Annotated in this window: 22 protein-coding genes; 12 read left to right on the forward strand and 10 right to left on the reverse strand. The window is 61.2% G+C overall.

From position 1 onward, the window contains the following. The first annotated feature begins 85 nt into the window (after positions 1-85). The 6 genes from KW838_RS03850 to KW838_RS03875 are packed head-to-tail and all read left to right on the forward strand — an operon-like array spanning position 86 to position 6149. Entirely contained in the window at positions 86-3004 is a 2919-nt protein-coding gene (locus KW838_RS03850; protein WP_218500453.1) for a monovalent cation/H+ antiporter subunit A, read from the forward strand. Beyond that, on the forward strand, positions 3004-3348 hold the full coding sequence (locus KW838_RS03855) for a Na+/H+ antiporter subunit C (RefSeq protein ID WP_007973781.1): 345 nt from the start codon (positions 3004-3006) through the stop codon (positions 3346-3348). The genes KW838_RS03850 and KW838_RS03855 overlap by 1 nt, the downstream gene beginning before the upstream one ends. After that, positions 3345-5030 (forward strand): monovalent cation/H+ antiporter subunit D, encoded by a 1686-nt coding sequence (locus KW838_RS03860; protein ID WP_218500454.1) that lies wholly within the window; start codon positions 3345-3347, stop codon positions 5028-5030. Before KW838_RS03855 ends, KW838_RS03860 begins: the two co-directional genes overlap by 4 nt. Then, positions 5027-5515 carry a Na+/H+ antiporter subunit E gene (locus KW838_RS03865; protein WP_218500455.1) on the forward strand — a complete coding sequence of 163 codons (489 nt, stop codon included), beginning with the start codon at positions 5027-5029 and terminating at the stop codon, positions 5513-5515. Before KW838_RS03860 ends, KW838_RS03865 begins: the two co-directional genes overlap by 4 nt. Beyond that, complete coding sequence (locus tag KW838_RS03870; protein ID WP_007973773.1) at positions 5512-5790, forward strand: K+/H+ antiporter subunit F; 279 nt, start codon at positions 5512-5514, stop codon at positions 5788-5790. The genes KW838_RS03865 and KW838_RS03870 overlap by 4 nt, the downstream gene beginning before the upstream one ends. Further along, positions 5787-6149 carry a Na+/H+ antiporter subunit G gene (locus KW838_RS03875; RefSeq protein ID WP_085714755.1) on the forward strand — a complete coding sequence of 121 codons (363 nt, stop codon included), beginning with the start codon at positions 5787-5789 and terminating at the stop codon, positions 6147-6149. The genes KW838_RS03870 and KW838_RS03875 overlap by 4 nt, the downstream gene beginning before the upstream one ends. A gap of 139 nt (positions 6150-6288) precedes the next feature. Here KW838_RS03875 and KW838_RS03880 read toward each other — a convergent pair whose 3' ends face one another. The 4 genes from KW838_RS03880 to KW838_RS03895 all read right to left on the reverse strand — a co-directional run bounded on the left by KW838_RS03880 (position 6289) and on the right by KW838_RS03895 (position 8618). Then, the gene (locus KW838_RS03880; protein WP_218500456.1) at positions 6289-6726 is read right to left on the reverse strand and encodes a DUF3995 domain-containing protein; all 438 of its coding nucleotides are present in this window, start codon (positions 6724-6726) and stop codon (positions 6289-6291) included. Positions 6727-6833: 107 nt separating this feature from the next. Next, positions 6834-7847, reverse strand: coding sequence for an ABC transporter substrate-binding protein (locus tag KW838_RS03885; RefSeq protein WP_218500457.1), 1014 nt, complete (start codon positions 7845-7847; stop codon positions 6834-6836). 118 nt (positions 7848-7965) lie between these two features. After that, complete coding sequence (locus tag KW838_RS03890; protein WP_095967984.1) at positions 7966-8169, reverse strand: hypothetical protein; 204 nt, start codon at positions 8167-8169, stop codon at positions 7966-7968. Next, positions 8169-8618 carry a hypothetical protein gene (locus KW838_RS03895; RefSeq protein WP_173900842.1) on the reverse strand — a complete coding sequence of 150 codons (450 nt, stop codon included), beginning with the start codon at positions 8616-8618 and terminating at the stop codon, positions 8169-8171. The genes KW838_RS03890 and KW838_RS03895 overlap by 1 nt, the downstream gene beginning before the upstream one ends. A gap of 433 nt (positions 8619-9051) precedes the next feature. Here KW838_RS03895 and KW838_RS29435 point away from each other — a divergent pair, with 433 nt between their 5' ends. The 3 genes from KW838_RS29435 to KW838_RS03905 all read left to right on the forward strand — a co-directional run bounded on the left by KW838_RS29435 (position 9052) and on the right by KW838_RS03905 (position 10061). After that, positions 9052-9300, forward strand: a complete 249-nt coding sequence (locus KW838_RS29435; RefSeq protein ID WP_102701444.1) for a hypothetical protein — start codon at positions 9052-9054, stop codon at positions 9298-9300. Positions 9301-9461: 161 nt separating this feature from the next. Next, entirely contained in the window at positions 9462-9692 is a 231-nt protein-coding gene (locus KW838_RS03900; RefSeq protein WP_007973761.1) for a hypothetical protein, read from the forward strand. 132 nt (positions 9693-9824) lie between these two features. Further along, the gene (locus KW838_RS03905) at positions 9825-10061 is read left to right on the forward strand and encodes a DUF2789 domain-containing protein (RefSeq protein WP_007973758.1); all 237 of its coding nucleotides are present in this window, start codon (positions 9825-9827) and stop codon (positions 10059-10061) included. Positions 10062-10066: 5 nt separating this feature from the next. Here the strand turns inward: KW838_RS03905 and KW838_RS03910 are convergent, their stop codons facing one another. The 3 genes from KW838_RS03910 to KW838_RS03920 form a co-directional block, all read right to left on the reverse strand. Next, complete coding sequence (locus tag KW838_RS03910) at positions 10067-10270, reverse strand: hypothetical protein (RefSeq protein WP_102701451.1); 204 nt, start codon at positions 10268-10270, stop codon at positions 10067-10069. Between the two features lie 273 nt (positions 10271-10543). After that, on the reverse strand, positions 10544-12151 hold the full coding sequence (locus tag KW838_RS03915; protein ID WP_371317814.1) for a methyl-accepting chemotaxis protein: 1608 nt from the start codon (positions 12149-12151) through the stop codon (positions 10544-10546). 233 nt (positions 12152-12384) lie between these two features. Further along, positions 12385-12789 carry a TraR/DksA C4-type zinc finger protein gene (locus KW838_RS03920; protein WP_007935965.1) on the reverse strand — a complete coding sequence of 135 codons (405 nt, stop codon included), beginning with the start codon at positions 12787-12789 and terminating at the stop codon, positions 12385-12387. A gap of 382 nt (positions 12790-13171) precedes the next feature. Here KW838_RS03920 and KW838_RS03925 point away from each other — a divergent pair, with 382 nt between their 5' ends. Then, positions 13172-13777 (forward strand): glutathione S-transferase, encoded by a 606-nt coding sequence (locus KW838_RS03925; RefSeq protein WP_218500458.1) that lies wholly within the window; start codon positions 13172-13174, stop codon positions 13775-13777. A gap of 245 nt (positions 13778-14022) precedes the next feature. On the opposite strand, the gene KW838_RS03930 is transcribed toward KW838_RS03925, so the two are convergent. Both KW838_RS03930 and KW838_RS29440 read right to left on the reverse strand, forming a co-directional pair. Further along, the gene (locus KW838_RS03930) at positions 14023-14952 is read right to left on the reverse strand and encodes a hypothetical protein (protein ID WP_218500459.1); all 930 of its coding nucleotides are present in this window, start codon (positions 14950-14952) and stop codon (positions 14023-14025) included. Positions 14953-15131: 179 nt separating this feature from the next. Then, complete coding sequence (locus KW838_RS29440; protein ID WP_256358709.1) at positions 15132-15482, reverse strand: hypothetical protein; 351 nt, start codon at positions 15480-15482, stop codon at positions 15132-15134. 133 nt (positions 15483-15615) lie between these two features. Here KW838_RS29440 and KW838_RS03940 point away from each other — a divergent pair, with 133 nt between their 5' ends. Beyond that, positions 15616-16299: a response regulator transcription factor gene (locus KW838_RS03940; protein WP_218500460.1), complete on the forward strand. Its 684-nt coding sequence runs from the start codon at positions 15616-15618 to the stop codon at positions 16297-16299. Next, a complete protein-coding gene (locus tag KW838_RS03945) occupies positions 16277-17680 on the forward strand; it encodes a HAMP domain-containing sensor histidine kinase (protein WP_218500461.1) in 1404 nt (467 codons plus the stop codon). Before KW838_RS03940 ends, KW838_RS03945 begins: the two co-directional genes overlap by 23 nt. Positions 17681-17827: 147 nt before the next feature. On the opposite strand, the gene KW838_RS03950 is transcribed toward KW838_RS03945, so the two are convergent. After that, positions 17828-18238: an SRPBCC family protein gene (locus KW838_RS03950; RefSeq protein ID WP_218500462.1), complete on the reverse strand. Its 411-nt coding sequence runs from the start codon at positions 18236-18238 to the stop codon at positions 17828-17830. Between the last annotated feature and the right edge of the window lie 19 nt (positions 18239-18257).

The raw sequence follows: 18257 nt of genomic DNA on the forward strand, positions 1-18257 counted from the left end.
TGTAGGATTCTGCGACAGCTTGGCGTTTGGCGATCCGGGAGCTGGCACGTATGATGCTTCACAAACTTCCGCAGATTAGAAGCCTATGTCCCTGATAGTTCTACTGCTTCTGCCTTTCATAGGCAGCTGTTTGGCGGCCGTGTTGCCGCACAATGCCCGTAACGCCGAATCCCTGCTGGCTGGCCTGATCGCCCTGATCGGCAGCGTTCAGGTCGCATTCCTGTACCCGCAGATCGCCGATGGCGGCGTCATTCGCGAAGAGTTTTCCTGGCTGCCCAGCCTGGGCCTGAACTTCGTTCTGCGCATGGACGGTTTCGCCTGGCTGTTCTCCCTGCTGGTGCTGGGCATCGGCACCCTGGTGTCGCTGTACGCCCGCTACTACATGTCGCCGAACGATCCGGTGCCGCGCTTCTTCGCGTTTTTCCTGGCCTTCATGGGCGCCATGCTGGGGCTGGTGATCTCCGGCAACCTGATCCAGATCGTGTTTTTCTGGGAGCTGACCAGCCTCTTCTCGTTCCTGCTGATCGGCTACTGGCACCATCGCGCCGATTCCCGGCGCGGTGCCTACATGGCGCTGATGGTGACCGGTGCGGGCGGTTTGTGCCTGCTGGCGGGGGTCATGCTGCTCGGCCATGTGGTCGGCAGCTATGACCTGGACAAGGTCCTGGCCGCCGGCGACCTGATTCGCGCCCATGCCCTCTACCCTATCCTGTTGCCCCTGATCCTGATCGGCGCCCTGAGCAAAAGTGCGCAATTCCCCTTCCACTTCTGGCTACCCCACGCCATGGCCGCGCCGACGCCCGTGTCGGCGTACCTGCACTCGGCGACCATGGTCAAGGCCGGGGTGTTTCTGCTCGCGCGGCTATGGCCGTCGCTTTCGGGCAGTGAAGAATGGTTCTACATCGTCAGCGGCGCCGGTGCCTGCACCCTGTTGCTCGGGGCGTATTGCGCGATGTTCCAGAACGACCTCAAGGGATTGCTGGCCTACTCGACCATCAGTCACCTCGGCCTGATCACCCTGCTGCTCGGCCTGAACAGCCCGCTGGCCGCCGTCGCCGCGGTGTTCCACATCCTCAACCACGCGACGTTCAAGGCCTCGTTGTTCATGGCCGCCGGCATCATCGACCACGAAAGCGGTACCCGCGATATCCGCAAACTCAGCGGCCTGTACAAGCTGATGCCATTCACCGCCACCCTGGCCATGGTCGCCAGCGCCTCGATGGCCGGCGTGCCGTTGCTCAACGGTTTCCTCTCCAAGGAGATGTTCTTCGCCGAAACCGTGTTCATCAATGCCACGCGCTGGGTCGAGTTGAGCTTGCCGATCGTGGCAACGATCGCCGGTACCTTCAGCGTGGCTTACTCCCTGCGTTTCACCGTGGATGTGTTCTTCGGTCCGCCCGCGACCGACTTGCCTCACACCCCCCACGAGCCACCGCGCTGGATGCGTGCGCCGGTCGAGTTGCTGGTGTTCACTTGCCTGCTGGTGGGGATCTTCCCGGCACAGGTGGTCGGCCCGCTGCTCGCGGCGGCGGCGCAACCGGTGGTTGGCGGCACCCTGCCCGAATACAGTCTGGCGATCTGGCACGGCCTGAACGCGCCGATGATCATGAGCCTGATCGCCTTGTCCTGCGGCACCGTGGTCTACCTGCTGCTGCGCAATCAATTCAAGCGTGGACGCTTCAACCGCCCGCCCGTCATTGGCCGCCTGGATGGCAAGCACCTGTTCGAATGGGCACTGGTCGCCAGCCTGCGCCTGGCCCGTCGCCTGGAGCCGCGGATTGGCACCCGGCGCCTGCAGATGCAGTTGTTCCTGGTGGTGCTCGCCGCCGTGCTGGCCGGCTTGATTCCCATGCTGCACAGCAGCCTGCACTGGGGCGACCGGCCGAAGATCCCCGGCTCGATCGTCTTCGTCACCCTGTGGTTGCTGGCCATCGCCTGTGCCCTTGGCGCGGCATACCAGGCCAAGTATCACCGTCTGGCAGCCCTGACCATGGTCAGCGTCTGCGGCCTGATGACCTGCGTCACCTTCGTCTGGTTCTCGGCGCCGGACCTGGCCTTGACCCAACTGGCGGTCGAAGTGGTGACCACGGTGCTGATCCTGCTGGGCCTGCGCTGGCTGCCACGACGGATCGAAGAAGTCTCGCCGTTGCCGGGCAGCCTGCGTCGCGCGCGGGTGCGGCGGATCCGCGACTTGCTGCTGTCGACCGTGGTCGGTGTCGGCATGGCGTTGCTGGCCTACGCCATGCTGACGCGCCAGACCCCCAACGACATTTCCTCCTTCTACCTGAGTCGCGCCTTGCCCGAAGGCGGCGGCAGCAACGTGGTCAACGTGATGCTGGTGGACTTCCGCGGTTTCGACACCCTCGGTGAAATCACCGTACTGGTGGCCGTGGCCCTGACCGTGTACGCCCTGCTGCGTCGCTTCCGTCCGCCGAAAGAAAGCCTGCAACTGCCGGCCCAGCAACGCTTGCTCGCACCGGATGTGGTCACCGACCTGGTCAACCCGCGTCACGCCAGCGACACCGCGCTCGGCTTCATGATGGTGCCGGCGGTGCTGGTGCGCCTGCTGTTGCCGGTGGCGCTGGTGGTGTCGTTCTACCTGTTCATGCGCGGACACAATCAACCGGGCGGCGGCTTTGTCGCCGGGCTGGTGATGTCGGTGGCGTTCATCCTGCAATACATGGTCGCCGGCACGCAGTGGGTCGAGGCGCAAATGAGCCTGCGACCGCTGCGCTGGATGGGCACGGGCCTGATGATTGCCACGGCCACCGGCCTGGGTGCGATGCTGGTCGGCTACCCGTTCCTGACCACCCATACCTGGCATTTTTCGTTGCCGCTGCTGGGTGACATCCACCTGGCCAGCGCGCTGTTCTTCGACATCGGCGTGTACGGCGTGGTGGTCGGCTCGACCCTGTTGATCCTCACCGCCCTCGCCCACCAATCGGTGCGCGGTCACAAAACCGCTGCCCAGCCTAAATCCGTTGCCGCCAAGGGAGCCGTCTGATGGAAGAAGTCATCGCAATCGCCATCGGCGTCCTGGCCGCGTCCGGCGTCTGGCTGATCCTGCGCCCCCGGACGTTCCAGGTGGTCATGGGCCTGTGCCTGCTGTCATACGGCGTCAACCTGTTCATTTTCAGCATGGGCAGCCTGTTCATCGGCAAGGAACCGATCATCAAGGACGGCGTGCCGCAGGATCTGTTGCACTACACCGACCCGTTGCCGCAAGCGCTGGTACTGACGGCGATCGTCATCAGCTTCGCCATGACCGCGCTGTTCCTGGTGGTGCTGCTGGCGTCCCGGGGCCTGACCGGCACCGACCATGTGGATGGCCGGGAGCCCAGGGAATGATGGCGATGACCCACCTGATCGTCGCGCCCATCCTGCTGCCGTTGCTGACGGCCGCGATCATGCTGATGCTCGGCGAGAAGCACCGGCCGCTCAAGGCCAGGATCAATCTGTTCTCCAGCCTGCTCGGGCTGGGCATTGCCGTGGCGTTGTTGCAATGGACGCAAACTACCGGCGTGCCAGGCTCCATCGGCGTGTACCTGCCGAGCAACTGGCAAGTGCCGTTCGGCCTGGTGCTGGTGGTCGATCGTCTTTCGGCGCTGATGCTGGTGCTGACCGGCATCATCGGCGTCAGTGCCCTGCTGTTCGCCATGGCCCGCTGGGACAGCGCCGGTTCCAGTTTCCACGCGCTGTTCCAGATCCAGTTGATGGGGCTCTACGGCGCATTCCTCACCGCGGACCTGTTCAACCTGTTCGTGTTCTTCGAGGTGTTGCTGGCCGCGTCCTACGGGTTGATGCTCCACGGCTCGGGCCGGGCGCGGGTGTCGTCGGGGCTGCATTACATCTCGATCAACCTGCTGGCCTCGTCGCTGTTCCTGATTGGCGCGGCGCTTATCTATGGGGTGACCGGCACGCTGAACATGGCCGATCTGGCGGTAAAGATCCCGCTGGTGTCCGAAGCTGACCGGGGCTTGCTGCACGCCGGCGCGGGGATCCTGGCCGTCGCGTTTCTGGCCAAGGCCGGCATGTGGCCGTTGAACTTCTGGCTGGTGCCGGCCTATTCCTCGGCCAGCGCGCCGGTGGCGGCGATGTTCGCGATCATGACCAAGGTCGGCGTCTACACCTTGCTGCGCCTGTGGACGCTGCTGTTCTCCGCCCAGGCCGGGGCATCGGCGTTCTTTGGCGGGGAGTGGCTGATCTACGGCGGCATGGCGACCATCGTCTGTGCCGCCCTTGCGATCCTCGCCGCGCAACGCCTGGAGCGCATGGCCAGCCTGAGCATTCTGGTGTCGGCGGGCATCCTGTTGTCGACCATCGGTTTCGCCCAGCCGAACCTGGTGGGCGCTGCGCTGTTCTATCTGTTCAGCTCGACCCTGGCCTTGAGCGCGCTGTTCCTGCTGGCCGAACTGATCGAGCGTTCGCGCTCGGCCAACGAAATACAGCTCGAAGACGAAGCCGAACTGTTGCCCCGCCCCCTGGAATCCCTGCATCCCCCCAAAGGCACCAACCTCGACGACGACCAGAAAGCCGTGGTCGGCCAGGTGATCCCGTGGACCATGGCGTTTCTCGGCCTGAGCTTCATCGCCTGCGCCTTGCTGATCATCGGCATGCCGCCGCTCTCCGGGTTTATCGGCAAACTCGGGTTGATCGGCGCCCTGCTCAATCCGCTGGGCCTGGGCAACAGCGGCGACACACCGATTTCCAATGCCGCGTGGGGCCTGCTGGTGTTGTTGATTGTGTCGGGGCTGGCGTCGCTGGTCGCATTCTCGCGCCTGGGCATCCAGCGCTTCTGGACGCCGGCGGAACGACCATCGCCCCTGCTGCGACGCCTGGAATGCGTGCCGATCTTCGCGCTGCTGGGCTTGAGCATTGCGCTGACCTTCAAGGCCGATCCGCTGCTGCGCTACACCCAGGCCGCCGCCGATGCCTTGTACAACCCGCAGCAATACGTAATGGCGGTGCTCGACACCCGCGTCGTACCGAACCCCACGGCCAAGGCTAGCCCGCAGGAGGTGCAACCATGAAGCGTCTGTTTCCCGCACCCTTGCTGTCGCTGGCCTTGTGCCTGTTGTGGCTGTTGCTGAACCTGTCGACCAGCCCCGGCAATCTGCTGCTGGGGGCGGCGCTGGGGTTCTGCGCGCCGCTGATGATGCGCAGGCTGCGTCCGCTGCCGGTGCGCATCCGTCGTCCGGGGGTGATCCTGCGCCTGGTCCTGCTGGTCGGGCGCGATGTGCTGGTGTCCAACCTCGCCGTGGCCTGGGGCGTGCTCAATGCCGGTCACCGCCCGCCCCGCTCGCAATTCATCAAGGTGCCGCTGGACTTGCGCGACGCCAATGGCCTGGCCGCGCTGTCGATGATCACCACGGTGGTGCCCGGTACGGTCTGGTCGGAGCTGGCGCTGGACCGCAGCATTCTGCTGTTGCACGTCTTCGACCTGGACGACGAGGCGCTGTTCATCCAGCACTTCAAGACGACCTACGAGCGTCCGTTGATGGAGATCTTTGAATGAGCCCCTTGCTGGCGAACGCGATCCTGCTGAGCCTGTTCCTGTTTTCCCTGGCAATGATCCTGACCCTGATCCGCCTGTTCAAAGGGCCGTCGGCCCAGGACCGGGTCCTGGCGCTGGACTACCTGTACATCGTCGCGATGCTGATGATGCTGACGCTGGGTATTCGTTATGCCAGTGACACCTACTTCGAGGCGGCGCTGCTGATCGCCCTGTTCGGTTTCGTCGGCTCCTTCGCCCTGGCGAAATTCCTGCTGCGTGGTGAGGTGATCGAATGAATGCGCCCTTGTCGATGTGGGTGGAAATCCCGGTGGCGATCCTGCTGGTGCTCGGCAGCCTGTTTGCCTTGATCGGCGCCACAGGCCTGCTGCGCATGAAGGACTACTTCCAGCGCATGCACCCACCGGCACTGGCCTCGACACTCGGAGCCTGGTGCGTGGCGCTGGCTTCGATCATCTACTTTTCGGCGCTCAAGTCTGCGCCGGTCCTGCACGCCTGGCTGATTCCGATCCTGCTGGCGATTACCGTGCCGGTGACCACCTTGCTGCTGGCCCGGGCGGCGCTGTTTCGTAAGCGTATGGCCGGGGATGATGTGCCGGCTGAGGTGAGTAGTCGGCGTACGGAGAGCGGGAGTTAGACCAAGGATTTGCATCGACTGGACCGGCCTCATCGCGAGCAAGCTCGCTCCCACAGTGGATTTGTGGCGCACACAAAACCTGTGGGAGCGAGCTTGCTCGCGATGAGGCCAGTACTGTCACTACAGAAACGTCGCGGTATCAGACCCAGGCCACCGCCAACAACCCCGCCCCCAACACCACACACAACGGCGAATAAACCCAGGTGTCGAGCCGGGCAAATTTCGAACCTTTGACCTCCTTGAAAAAGCCCACCAGCTCCGAATCGCCAATGGCCCGGGCAAACAGCAAGATCGCAATGGCGCTGATCACCCACTGCAACGACCAGTGATGCAAGGGCGGCAGCCACCAACCCACCCGCCAGCACACCAGCACGGCGATCAACAGCAATGCCCCGGCCACCACCAGCGTGATCCAGCCTCGTGGCTTGAACGCCGGCCTCAATTTTGCGCTGCCCTCCTGCGGTACTTGCGGGACCGCCGCCACCGCCGCCCACTCGCCACCCAACGCCCAATACACATGCACCAGACTGATCACGGCGAAGATCGTCACCAGCCATTGAGCCAACAGCAAGGTCATGGTCAGGAATCCTTGAAAGGGATTTGAACAGAACATTGTAGGAGCTGCCGCAGGCTGCGATCTTTTGATTTTGCTTTTTCAGACAAGATCGCAGCCTGCGGCAGCGCCTACAGGGCGGCGGCGACTTTGTCCGCCACGTCCTTGGGCAGCCAGGCGCGCCAGACGTCCGGATGAGCCTTCATGAACGCCTGCGCCGCCTGGCGCGGCGGTGTATGTTTCTCGCTCATCTCGGCCAGCGCCTTGTTCAGCGGGTCGATCGGAAAGTCGACCTTGGCGAAGAACTCGGCAATCTGCGGATATTGCTTCTGGAAGGGGGTGGACACACCGATCGACAGCTTCGAAGCCAGGGAACGGGTCGGCCGTGGATTGGGGTTGTCGGCGTCGGTCAGGGTCTTCCAGGCTTCGGCGTCGAACGGTGGCTCTTCCAGTTGAATCAGCTTGAAGCGGCCGAGCAAAGGCGTAGGCGACCAGTAGTAAAACAGCACCGGCTTGCCACGATGAATGGACGAACTGATCTCTGCATCCAGGGCCGCCCCCGAACCGCTGCGGAAGTTCACGTAGCTGTCGTCCAGCCCGTACGCCTTGAGCTTCTGCTTGTTGACCACTTCCGAGGTCCAGCCGATAGGGCTGTTGAGGAAACGCCCTTTGGTCGGGGCTTCCGGGTCCTTGAACACGTCTTTGTAGCGCGGCAGGTCGCTGACGCTGCGCAGGTCCGGCGCCAGCGGCTTGATGCCCTTGGCCGGGTCGCCCTTGATCACGTATTCCGGCACCCACCAGCCTTCGGTAGCGCCCTTGACCGTGTCGCCGAGGCTGACGACTTTGCCTTCGGCTTCGGCCTTGACCCAGACCGGGCTGCGACCGGCCCACTCTTCGCCAATGACCTGGATGTCATTGTTGGCCAGCGCGGTTTCCAGGGTGATGGTGGTACCCGGCAAGGTATCGGTGGGCAGCCCGTAGCCCTTCTCGACAATGATGCGCAGGACATCGGTAATCAGGCTGCCGCTTTCCCAGTTCAGGTCGGCGAAGTGGATCGGCGCCTGGGCGGCAAACACCTGGGCGGGTGTCGCCAGCAAACCGAAAGTGGCCAGGACAGCAGCCAGCAACCGTCGTAATCCGTTCATGCTTTTGCACCTCGTGCTGTTCACAGCAATAGCAGGATGGCCTGGCAGTAGACCGCGAAGCCTCTGAATACTCAGTCCAATGACTGTAGTAGAGGTTCCTGCTTTCGAGGTGCGGGGATCAGTTTTCGGAAGTTTCCTGCAAACGCGTCAGCTCTCGTCTGACCATGCTGGCGTAGGGCGCCGGTTGCAATTGGTAAAGCTGTGACGCCACCCAGTTCAGCCAGGCTCCTTGCAGAAGGGGCTTGTGCTCGAACAGCCGCCGCGCTTCGTCTTGAGCGCTGGCCAGGTTCTGTTCGTGGAAGTCGGCGCGGGTCAGGGTCATCACTCGCTGGCCTTGAAGGTCACCAGCTCGCCCTTGCGCCACTTGGCCACTTTGGCGGTCACGGCCTTGAGGGTCTTGGTCAGGCCTTCCTGCAACTGTTGATGGGCGGCAAACACCATCACCACGCTGTGACCTTCCTTGAACACGACCCCCTGACCATCGGCGGTGGTCACGAAGGCGTAATCGCCAATGCCGTAAACCGTCAGCTTGATGTCGCGGAACCTGATGTCCAGCTTGCCGCCTTCGCGACTGGGCAACACGGAGGCGCTGAAATGATCGCCGACCTTGAGCTTGAGTCCGGGCTTGTCGTCCACCACCAGGGCTGATTCGGTGTCGATTTCGGCAATGTAAATGCCTTCAGCGTTCTGTTCGGTGATGTAAACGAAACGTGACTGAAACTGCTTGACCAGCTTTGCGCGCAAATCGCCCAGCACGAACAAGGCATGCATATCGAGATTACTTACTGCCAAGGAAACATCCCCACATCTGAAAAATGGCGCCGTACGCGAAAACAAACGCACAGCCAAAAAAGCGGCAATGCCGAAGGTGTCGCCAGAGAACCCGGATTGATGTCCTGAATGAGCAGTGCACTCATTCATCACGAAGCTTGAGAAGACTACTGGAACGTCACTCGCGTCGTCCTGACTGGTGTTCGTCACAGGCTGAAGGAAAACGCCCTTCCTGCTGCCCGAAAATTATGGACTATCAACTTCGGGGAAAAATCTCACCAAGAGAAAAAAATTTCCTACATATCGTCAGCAAAAAATTGCTTTAGATAAACATCATTCACCCACCAATAAGGGTGATTCTAGAGCAGCGATGCTCCTGAAGACTAGCCAAAACGACGTACATACGTCGGCAAAACAATGAAAAGGACTTCATATGTGCACACTGACACACTTTGCCTATCCCTTGGTGCCTGACTCGCAAACAACAGCGATCTCGCAGCCGAGACCGTTCGGCCGTTCCGGACCGCTTCCCGATGTCCCTTCCCGCCCGCGCTTTCAGGTGGTGATGGCGGGCATTGCCTTCTTTCACATCAAGGATATTTCTACCGGCTGTGTAAGAGGTTTCCGAGCCAATCATAACGAAGCCTGCGCCCTCGCCCGGTTTCTTGAATCACAGGGTTGACAGGCCTGTCGCGCTCATTTTCATCAACGTTTGGTCTGCCCGTCGACTTATCTCAGCCGTCGACGGGCAACTACTGCCATACTGCCCGCCCAATAAAACGAATCCGCAACAAATCGGATGGCGTTGACAACAACAATGTATTTCCAGGGGAAGTCTGCAACGTGACGGAATTTGATATCGGCGAGTTTTTTATCCGGGGTGAAGCCAGAGAAGTCGAGGGTGAATTCCAGGCCGTGATTGTCATGCGCGCCAAACCACCGCTCAAGACCGTGACCTATCACCAGGTCGAAAAAGATCGCTGGTTCAAAACCCCGGATGTCGCTGCCATCGCAGCCCAGGAATCGGCCAGGGAACTGAAGGCGGCGGTCGATGCCGGGGCACTGAAAGCCTGATACCCGGATTGGCGGTCTATGCTCTGTGTTGCGTTTGAACATCGTGATCGAACTCCACCCGTGCGGCGCCCTCGAAACCAGGAGACTGCACGTCGCCCCTCGTCCCGACTGATGACCTGCAAGGAGATGAAGATGGAATCACCGACACACGACCTGAAAGGCCTGTTCGACCAGCTCGGCCTGGACTCGAGCCAGAAAGCGATCGACGACTTCATTGCCGGCCATTCCCTGCCCGACGACAAGAAGCTCATCGACGCCGAGTTCTGGTCACCGCAGCAGGCCGGCTTCCTCAAGGAACAACTACGCGAAGACGCAGACTGGGCGCGAGTAGTCGACGACCTGAACCTGCGCATGCATCAGACCCACTGACCACTTCAATGCAGGCTGTCAGGTCTTTCGGCGTTCAATTGCGCCAACCAGGCAGCCCTGCACTCCTCCGCTTCGTCGCGACTGGAGAACGCCGTGCCCCGGCGCTCGCCATTGAGCAACACCACCCAGCAAACCTTGCGTCCCATGGAGCGCAGATTGGCAGGTACGCCGCTGCCGATCATGACCGCGACATCAACTTTGCCTTGCATGCTGACCTCGAACTTCATTAGCAACCTAATTAATAGGTATGCTAGTTAAATTCTCGACGAGGAAACAGCAAAACGCTGCACAGGTCAGTTGCAGGATTTGTAACAATCACCCGGCAACCCGATCCACTGTAGGAGCGAGCTTGCTCCGGGCGGCGTTCCGACGATGGTCGTTAACGATGCCGCGTGTTTACTGACTAAACGCGGCGCTCTTGAGTCCATCGCGAGCAAGCTCGCTCCTACAGTTGAACAGCATTACCCGGCAACCCGGGGTTTCTAGCGCGGTTTTTCCGGCTTGTAGCCCAGGCGCAAACCGCCCCAATGCCGGCCCTTGAGCATGATCGGCACCGAGAGATCGTGCATCAACTCGCCGGTGTCCCGGGTATAGGTTTGCAGCAGCACGGCCTTCTGATGGCTGCCGCAGCGGATCCCGGTGCGGTCGGCGAACTTGCGTTTGGTCCGGTTCTGCAAGGCATCGACCTGCGCGTCCCCCGTCAGCGGCTGGCTGAACGCATGGTTGTGGGTCGGCACATAACCCTGCTGGGTGCAGGCGATGGCGAACACCAATCCTTCGTGACGCGGCAACAAGGGTTCCTGGATCGCTGGCAAGACCTGATCGGTGTAGCGGTCGAAACGCGTCTGATACTTGGCCGGGCTGGTATGGGGGATGACCTGATAGTTGCGGTCGAACAGGTCGTCCAGACTGATTCGACCGGCATCGATATCCGCCTCGAAACGTTCTGCAATCCGGCTCGCGCCTTCCCGGGCCAGGTCATAGATCCGCTGGTGATAATCATCCAGCCCCACCTCGGCCAGTCGCTCGCTGATGGTTTCGGCCTGCCCTTCCATTTGCACCGCCGCCTGGGCCAGACGCTGAGTCTGCTGATCGCTGACCGCCAGGTCGCTGCGCATCTGTTCGATGGCGTGAAACAGGCTGTCGAGCTGTTCACGGTTGGTGTCTGCGCCCTGGGCGATTTCCCCGACCTGGGACTCGACACTGGCCGCCAGACGGGCAATGTTCTCCAGGTGCTGCCCGGTGCGCTCGACCTGCTCGACGCCGTTGTCGAGGTCGCTGGACAGTTGGCGGATCTGCTCCACCACCTGCGCGGTCCGTTGCTGGATATCGGCCACCATCTCGCCGACTTCGCCCGTCGCGGTCGCCGTGCGTGCGGCAAGTCCGCGAACCTCGTCGGCCACCACGGCAAACCCGCGACCGTGCTCCCCCGCCCGCGCCGCTTCAATGGCGGCGTTCAACGCCAACAGGTTGGTCTGGCTGGCGATGGACTGAATCACCAGGGTCACGCGCTGGATATCATCGCTGCGCAGGCTCAAGGCTTCGATCAGTTCACGGCTGTTGCTGGCGCGCTGGCTGAGCTGATGCATGCGGGCAATGGACTCGATCAGTTCCGTACGCCCCACCGCGCCACTTTGATGAGCCTCGCTGGCGGCGCTCAGCGCCTGGCGACTGAGCAGCGAGGTGGCGTGTTCGGTGGTAATCATGACCTCGGCGTTGCTGACGATCTGTGCCGCCGCCGAGAGCTGCGATTGCAGTTTTTCCGCCAGTTGCCGAACCGAGAACGCCACCCCGGCGGCCGAAAGCGCGTTATGGCTGGTGGTGTAGGAAAGGTCGCGAGTCAACACGCCGATGGCATCGGGGTTGCCGGGGGAAGCCGCCTGTGGGGTCGCGCGCGAACGCAAGCGAGGCAGCCAGATGATCAGGACGGCCAGGGGCAGGCCAAGGTAGAGCGACCAACCGCCCAACGACATGCCACATAACAACAGCATCAAGGCGATGCTTTGCAGCGTCGGTGTCAGCCAGCGGTTTTTCGGCAACAGCACTGGTGCAGGCACTGCCGCAGCCAGAGACCCGTCTCTTGTCATCATCGTCACCCCGGAAAACTTCTAATTGTTGTCTTCGCATTAAACGCCGGCATAAGGCCATTATCCATGAGCCTTTAGTCGCGAACGTTGCAGCAGATCAATATAAGAATCGGGAAATCGCAGACGGCAGAAAACAAAGATCGCAGCCTGCAGCAACCCCTACGGAACAAATGTAGGAGCTGCCGCAGGCTGCGATCTTTTCAGGCAGCCCGGTTCAACAGGGCTGCCTCACAGAATCAGGCCTGACGCTGGTGCTTGTCGATTTGCTCGTGACGCTCTTGAGCTTCGATGCAGTACTTGGTGGTCGGGCTGATCAGCAGGCGCTTGAGGCCGATCGGCTCGCCGCTGTCGTCGCACCAGCCAAAGCTGTCTTCCTTGATGCGCTCAAGGGCTTGCTCCAACTGAGGCAGCATGCGCTGGTCGCGATCGATCGCGTTCACCAGCCAGGTGCGCTCTTCTTCGACCGAAGCCGCGTCTGCCGGATCGGCCGGGGTGTCCAGGCTTTCGATGGCGATGCGGTTCTGTTCGATGCGCTCATGGGTTTCGACTTTCATGTTCTGCAACAGCTCGGAGAAAAAAGCATGTTGCTCGGCATTCATGTAGTCATCCGCCGGCATGGCCAGCAACTTGTCCTTTGTCATTGATATCTCTATAAAAAAACGTGCATTAAGGCGAATAAGGGAGCGTTCCGGCAGACCTGGGCAGGCCATCGGAAAGGCGCCGTTTGTTCCAAGCGCCACCCGGCACTCAATTTACGAGGGGCGGCAGTCTAAGGCCGACTTGAGGCCTCAGCAACTGAAAAGACAGCGAATTTGTCCGACAAAGCCCTGAAAATGCTCTACAGCAGGCTTTGAGGCGGTAATCGGAGTGCGTTTATAGCAAGAAATTCAATCGAGCGGCTGTATATAGAAGACAAACGGCCTGCACGGGGCCATTTTCCCCGCCTTTTTCCCTGCCATTTGCATGGCTGCGAACCTCAGCTAAGGTTGTCCCTCCCGAAATGGCCATATAAAGGAAAGGACCATGAAGCTGATCGGTATGCTGGACTCGCCCTATGTCAGGCGCGCCGCCATTTCTGCCAAATGCCTGGGAGTCACGCTGGAACATCAATCGATCTCGGTGTTCCGCCACTTCGAACAATTCCGGCAGATCAACCCGGTGGTCAAGGCACCTACGCTGGTGCTGGATGACGGTGAGGTGTTGATGGACTCGACGCTGATCATCGACTACCTGGAAACCCTGGCCGATAACAGCCTGATGCCCGTCGAACCGGCTCAGCGCCTGCGCGCGTTGCGCCTGATCGGCCTGGCGCTGGCCGCGAGCGAAAAGTCCGTGCAGCTTTACTACGAGCGCAACCTGCGGCCGGCGGAAATTCAATTCGAGCCTTGGGTGCAGCGGGTCGAAGGACAGCTGGTGGCGGCCTGGTCGGCGCTGGAGCGGGAGCTGGAAAAGCAGCCGCTGAAGACTGACGGTGCGATCGAGCAGGACGGCATCACCCTCGCTGTAGCCTGGAGCTTCACCAACCTGGTGGTGCCGGACCAGGTGAGTGCGGCGCAGTTTCCGCGGATCGCCGCGTTCACGGCGTATGCCGAAGGGCTTGAGGTGTTTGTCAGTACGCCGATTGACTGACAGATTCATTTCGCCTCATCGACCGCCATCGCGAGCAAGCTCGCTCCCACAGGGAATCACGCTTTCCTGTGGGAGCGACGGTGCGGCGATCCGACTTGCTCGCGATGGCTTAAGCAAAAGCGCCGCTTCACCCAAAGGCAGAAGCGGCAGTCGAATCAATGCACAAACAACGCAATCAAGATAATGATCGGGATCGGCACGCCGAGAAAGAACAGCAGTAATGAACGCATGGTAGTTCTCCTGGATTAACGAATCGGTGCAGTGGTGACGTAGGTATCGGTTTCCAGATACACCACCGCATCCCGACGACGACCACCGAAGGTTGCGGCAAGGCTGGCGAAGAACGCACCGGCCAACAGCGCAACGAACATCCACAGCGTGGTCCACGCCGCCACTTTCGCAGCGGTGTCAGCGGTTTGTTGAGCGGCCAGCTTGGCGTCGGCCACGGCTTTCTGGGTGCGGGCATAGACCTCATCGACACGACGTTCGGCGTCGGCCTGAGTGAGGTTGGTCCGCTGCGCGACCAGTTGCGCCAGGTAAGTCCGGTCTTCGGCGGCCAGCTCACCCCTGCTCAGGGAACGCACAAAGATCCGGGTGACGGTGCCCCGGGCCGCATCATCACTGACGGCAACCGGGCGATCATCACGGAACAGGCTGTCGACGAAGTAACCGTACTCATCACCTTGGGTATTGCCCGCCGCCGTGCCCACGGCTTGCGTCGCGGCACTGGCGGCACCGCCGACCATGTTCGCCCCGGCCTGCACGCCACCGCCGACCAGACTGCTGACCGACCCGGCGACCAGCGTGGCCGTCACCAGCGTCGCCACGCACCAGGCCAGAAAACCATGGGCCGTGTCGCGAAAGTAAACTTCATCGCCGTGCATGTACGCCCACTTCACCCGCAGTCGCCCGGCGATGTAACCGCCAAGCCCCGAAGCGACAATCTGGGTGAAGGCCAGCCAGACAATGGTCGAGATCCCCAGGCCTTTGGCGCTCACGCCTTCATTGGCCCAAGGCGATACCGCCGAAAAACCCAGGCCGAAGCCGAGCAACACCAGGATCAGCGACAACGCCGCCGCGGCAGCGGCACCCGCGAAAATCGCGCCCCAGGACACGCCGGACAGCGTGGTGGATTCATCCATGGCGGGATAGAAACCGTCAGAGGATCTATTCATAGTTGTATCGCTCCAGGCAGAAAGATGGTGTTACAACTCTTCGAGGAAGGAATTGCAGTCACCGTGCCAGTCACGCACTTTGAATAAATCGTTGTGCTTCAATTGCTTAGAAAGTTTGAACTTCCCGGCCTCATGCAAACTGCAAGGAACAGGTTGAGCCAACGGGTTTTATGCATGGGTTATTTGCGCTTATAGCTTTTATTGCCGCTGGGGGTCAGGCAGTAAACGCCGCCTCTTGGCCCGGTACAAAACGAACCGGTGCCACAGGAGCAACCCTGGGTGTCCTGGATAAACGCCTGTGGACGTTCCTGGGTCTGACCGCCGAACATGGCCGAGCAACTTTTTTTCGAGCCGCTGATGGAGCCGTCGTTACACAGGAACAGATCGCCGTCGCAGCGATCGATTCCACCCTTTTTGCCAGAGCAAGGTGTATTACCAGCCCAGGCAGATGAACTGAACACACTGAACAACAACAGACAAATCGGCATCCAGCCATGGCGGATCGAGTTACGCACGATGCAGCACCCCATTGAAGTTATGGCTCAATGATATCAATGTTGCGAACGAGGACCCCGCCCAGATGAAAGTTAATTTATTAAGTCGCGGTTTTTTCTTGGCAAAATGCTCGCAACTTCGTATTGAACTGCAAATCAGGCCAGCCTTATGACCCGCATCTTGACCATCGAAGACGACGCCGTGACCGCCCGGGAAATTGTCGCCGAACTGAGTAGCCACGGCCTCGACGTCGACTGGGTCGACAATGGCCGCGAAGGGCTGGAGCGGGCAGTCAGCGGCAACTATGACCTGATCACCCTCGACCGCATGTTGCCCGAGCTCGATGGCCTGGCGATTGTCACCACGCTGCGGACCATGGGCGTGGCGACACCGATCCTGATGATCAGCGCACTGTCCGACGTCGATGAACGCGTACGCGGCTTGCGCGCCGGCGGCGACGACTACCTGACCAAACCCTTCGCCACCGATGAAATGGCCGCCCGGGTCGAAGTCCTGCTGCGCCGGCAGAACACCATGACCGCCCAGGCCACCACGTTGCGGGTGGCGGACCTGGAGCTGAACCTGATCAGCCACGAAGCGAGTCGCGACGGTCAACTGCTGACGCTGTTGCCCACCGAGTACAAACTGCTGGAATTCCTGATGCGCAATACCGGGCAAATCCTCTCGCGGATGATGATTTTCGAAGAAGTCTGGGGTTACCACTTCGACCCCGGCACCAACCTGATCGACGTACACATTGGCCGTCTGCGCAAGAAAATCGACCCGCCTGGCAATGTCCCACTGATTCGGACCGTGCGAGGCTCCGGTTATGTCATTGCCGAACCCGTCTAAAGGCTGGCGCTCTTCCAGCAGCCGTTTGCTGGCGCTCTACAGTTCACTGTTCGTGATCTGGAGCGGGATCCTCATGGGGGTCATGTACTACGAGGTTTCCGCTTACCTGGACAACCTGGCCAAGCACTCACTGATGCAGCGCCAGCACCTGTTTTCGCGGTTCTCGGGCGAGCAACTGGTGGACGCCCTCGCCGTCAGCATGACCTTCGACATCCGCGGCATCGACGCCTACGGCCTGTTCGATGCCCGGCACCGTTACCTCAGTGGCGCCCTGCGCTACATTCCGGACGGCTTGCCGCTCGATGGCAAGATCCACATGCTGCGCGACTGCGATGCCTCCGGCGACAATGATGACCTGACGCTGCCCGCCGACAGTTGCGACGCCGTGGCGACCCGCACCCTCGACGGCCGCTGGCTGGTGCTGGTGCGCGACAACGGTTCGCTGTTCGCCGTGACCCGCATCATTCTGCACGCGCTGTTCTGGGGGGTGACCCTGACCATCCTGCCGGGCATCGTCGGCTGGTATCTGCTGCGGCGCCGACCGTTGCGCCGCATCCGCGGGATCCAGGCCAGTGCCGAAGCCATAGTCGCGGGCGACCTGAGCCGGCGCCTGCCACTGTCCAATCGGCGTGACGAACTGGACATGCTCGCCGCCATCGTCAACGCCATGCTCGAACGCATCGAGCGCCTGATGCATGAGGTCAAGGGCGTGTGCGACAACATCGCCCATGACCTGCGTACGCCCCTGACCCGTCTGCGCGCGCAGCTTTACCGCATGCAGCAGCAAGCCGGCGAAGGCTCGCCGCAGGCCATGCAACTGGACCTGGTGCTGGCCGAGGCCGACACGCTGATGGCGCGTTTCCGTGGCCTGCTGCGGATTTCCGAACTGGAAGATCGCCGGCGCCGCTCCGGTTTCGTGCAACTGGACCCCGTGGCGTTGCTGCAGGAACTGCATGAGTTCTACCTGCCCCTGGCGGAAGACGACGGCCTGGTTTTCCAACTGCACCTGCCCGCGTCATTGCCACCTCTCAATGGCGACCGGGCGCTGCTGTTCGAAGCTGTGGCGAACCTGCTCAGCAACTCGATCAAGTTCACCCCGCCCGGTGGTGCGGTGATCCTGCGCGGGGTCAATGCTGGCGGGCATACACGGATCGAAGTGCTCGACTCAGGCCCCGGCATTCCCGAGGCAGAGCGTGAAGCGGTATTCCAGCGTTTCTATCGCGCCGAGGCCGGCAATCAAAAGACCGGCTTCGGGCTGGGCCTGTCCATCGTCGCGGCGATTGTCAGCCTGCACGGATTTACGCTGGAGGTGGGCAGCAGCGAACTGGGTGGTGCGCGGCTGGTGCTTGATTGTCGGGAGAGTTTGATTCCACCGGCCTGACAAACTCTTACAAACAATGATCACCCCCTGTGGGAGCGAGCTTGCTCGCGATGACGGTGTATCAGGTAAAAATATATCGCCTGACACTCCGCTATCGCGAGCAAGCTCGCTCCCACAGGGGATTGGTGGTGTTTTCCGCTGGGTGAATCAACCCGGGTAGTTGGCCCGCAATGCTTGCAGTCCGCCGGAATAAATCCCGGTAAACAACGCCTCCACTTCCTCATTGCTCACGCCCACCGGTTCAAACCGCCCGGACCAGGTCACCCGCGCGCCCTCGCCTTGTGCCTCGATCTTGATCGTCGCCAGATAATCAATCGCCGGAAAGGGTGCCTGCTCAATCGAGTAGCTGTAGGTTCGGCCCGCGTTGTCGAAGGTTTGCAGGCGTTCGATCACCACCGCGCCATCCGCCGTTTGCAGGCTGCGCACGCGCCCGCCGTCACTGAGCTCGCTCCTGGGAATGAACGGCAGCCAGTCCGGCAGCGAGTTGAACCCGCCAATCAATTGCCAGACCTGATCGGCCGAAGCCGGGATGTCGATGAAGGCTGTTGCAGTTGCCATGAAATGCTTTCTCCAATCA

This window comes from Pseudomonas sp. PDM27 (assembly GCF_019219205.1).
Classification (GTDB): Bacteria; Pseudomonadota; Gammaproteobacteria; order Pseudomonadales; family Pseudomonadaceae; genus Aquipseudomonas; species Aquipseudomonas laurylsulfatiphila.

Coding starts and splice junctions, on each gene's coding strand:
- KW838_RS03850 (WP_218500453.1), top strand. CDS start 86: ATGTCCCTGATAGTTCTACTGCTTCTGCCTTTCATAGGCAGCTGTTTG.
- KW838_RS03855 (WP_007973781.1), top strand. CDS start 3,004: ATGGAAGAAGTCATCGCAATCGCCATCGGCGTCCTGGCCGCGTCCGGC.
- KW838_RS03860 (WP_218500454.1), top strand. CDS start 3,345: ATGATGGCGATGACCCACCTGATCGTCGCGCCCATCCTGCTGCCGTTG.
- KW838_RS03865 (WP_218500455.1), top strand. CDS start 5,027: ATGAAGCGTCTGTTTCCCGCACCCTTGCTGTCGCTGGCCTTGTGCCTG.
- KW838_RS03870 (WP_007973773.1), top strand. CDS start 5,512: ATGAGCCCCTTGCTGGCGAACGCGATCCTGCTGAGCCTGTTCCTGTTT.
- KW838_RS03875 (WP_085714755.1), top strand. CDS start 5,787: ATGAATGCGCCCTTGTCGATGTGGGTGGAAATCCCGGTGGCGATCCTG.
- KW838_RS03880 (WP_218500456.1), bottom strand. CDS start 6,726: ATGACCTTGCTGTTGGCTCAATGGCTGGTGACGATCTTCGCCGTGATC.
- KW838_RS03885 (WP_218500457.1), bottom strand. CDS start 7,847: ATGAACGGATTACGACGGTTGCTGGCTGCTGTCCTGGCCACTTTCGGT.
- KW838_RS03890 (WP_095967984.1), bottom strand. CDS start 8,169: ATGACCCTGACCCGCGCCGACTTCCACGAACAGAACCTGGCCAGCGCT.
- KW838_RS03895 (WP_173900842.1), bottom strand. CDS start 8,618: ATGCATGCCTTGTTCGTGCTGGGCGATTTGCGCGCAAAGCTGGTCAAG.
- KW838_RS29435 (WP_102701444.1), top strand. CDS start 9,052: ATGTGCACACTGACACACTTTGCCTATCCCTTGGTGCCTGACTCGCAA.
- KW838_RS03905 (WP_007973758.1), top strand. CDS start 9,825: ATGGAATCACCGACACACGACCTGAAAGGCCTGTTCGACCAGCTCGGC.
- KW838_RS03910 (WP_102701451.1), bottom strand. CDS start 10,270: ATGCAAGGCAAAGTTGATGTCGCGGTCATGATCGGCAGCGGCGTACCT.
- KW838_RS03915 (WP_371317814.1), bottom strand. CDS start 12,151: ATGATGACAAGAGACGGGTCTCTGGCTGCGGCAGTGCCTGCACCAGTG.
- KW838_RS03920 (WP_007935965.1), bottom strand. CDS start 12,789: ATGACAAAGGACAAGTTGCTGGCCATGCCGGCGGATGACTACATGAAT.
- KW838_RS03925 (WP_218500458.1), top strand. CDS start 13,172: ATGAAGCTGATCGGTATGCTGGACTCGCCCTATGTCAGGCGCGCCGCC.
- KW838_RS03930 (WP_218500459.1), bottom strand. CDS start 14,952: ATGAATAGATCCTCTGACGGTTTCTATCCCGCCATGGATGAATCCACC.
- KW838_RS29440 (WP_256358709.1), bottom strand. CDS start 15,482: ATGGGGTGCTGCATCGTGCGTAACTCGATCCGCCATGGCTGGATGCCG.
- KW838_RS03940 (WP_218500460.1), top strand. CDS start 15,616: ATGACCCGCATCTTGACCATCGAAGACGACGCCGTGACCGCCCGGGAA.
- KW838_RS03945 (WP_218500461.1), top strand. CDS start 16,277: ATGTCATTGCCGAACCCGTCTAAAGGCTGGCGCTCTTCCAGCAGCCGT.
- KW838_RS03950 (WP_218500462.1), bottom strand. CDS start 18,238: ATGGCAACTGCAACAGCCTTCATCGACATCCCGGCTTCGGCCGATCAG.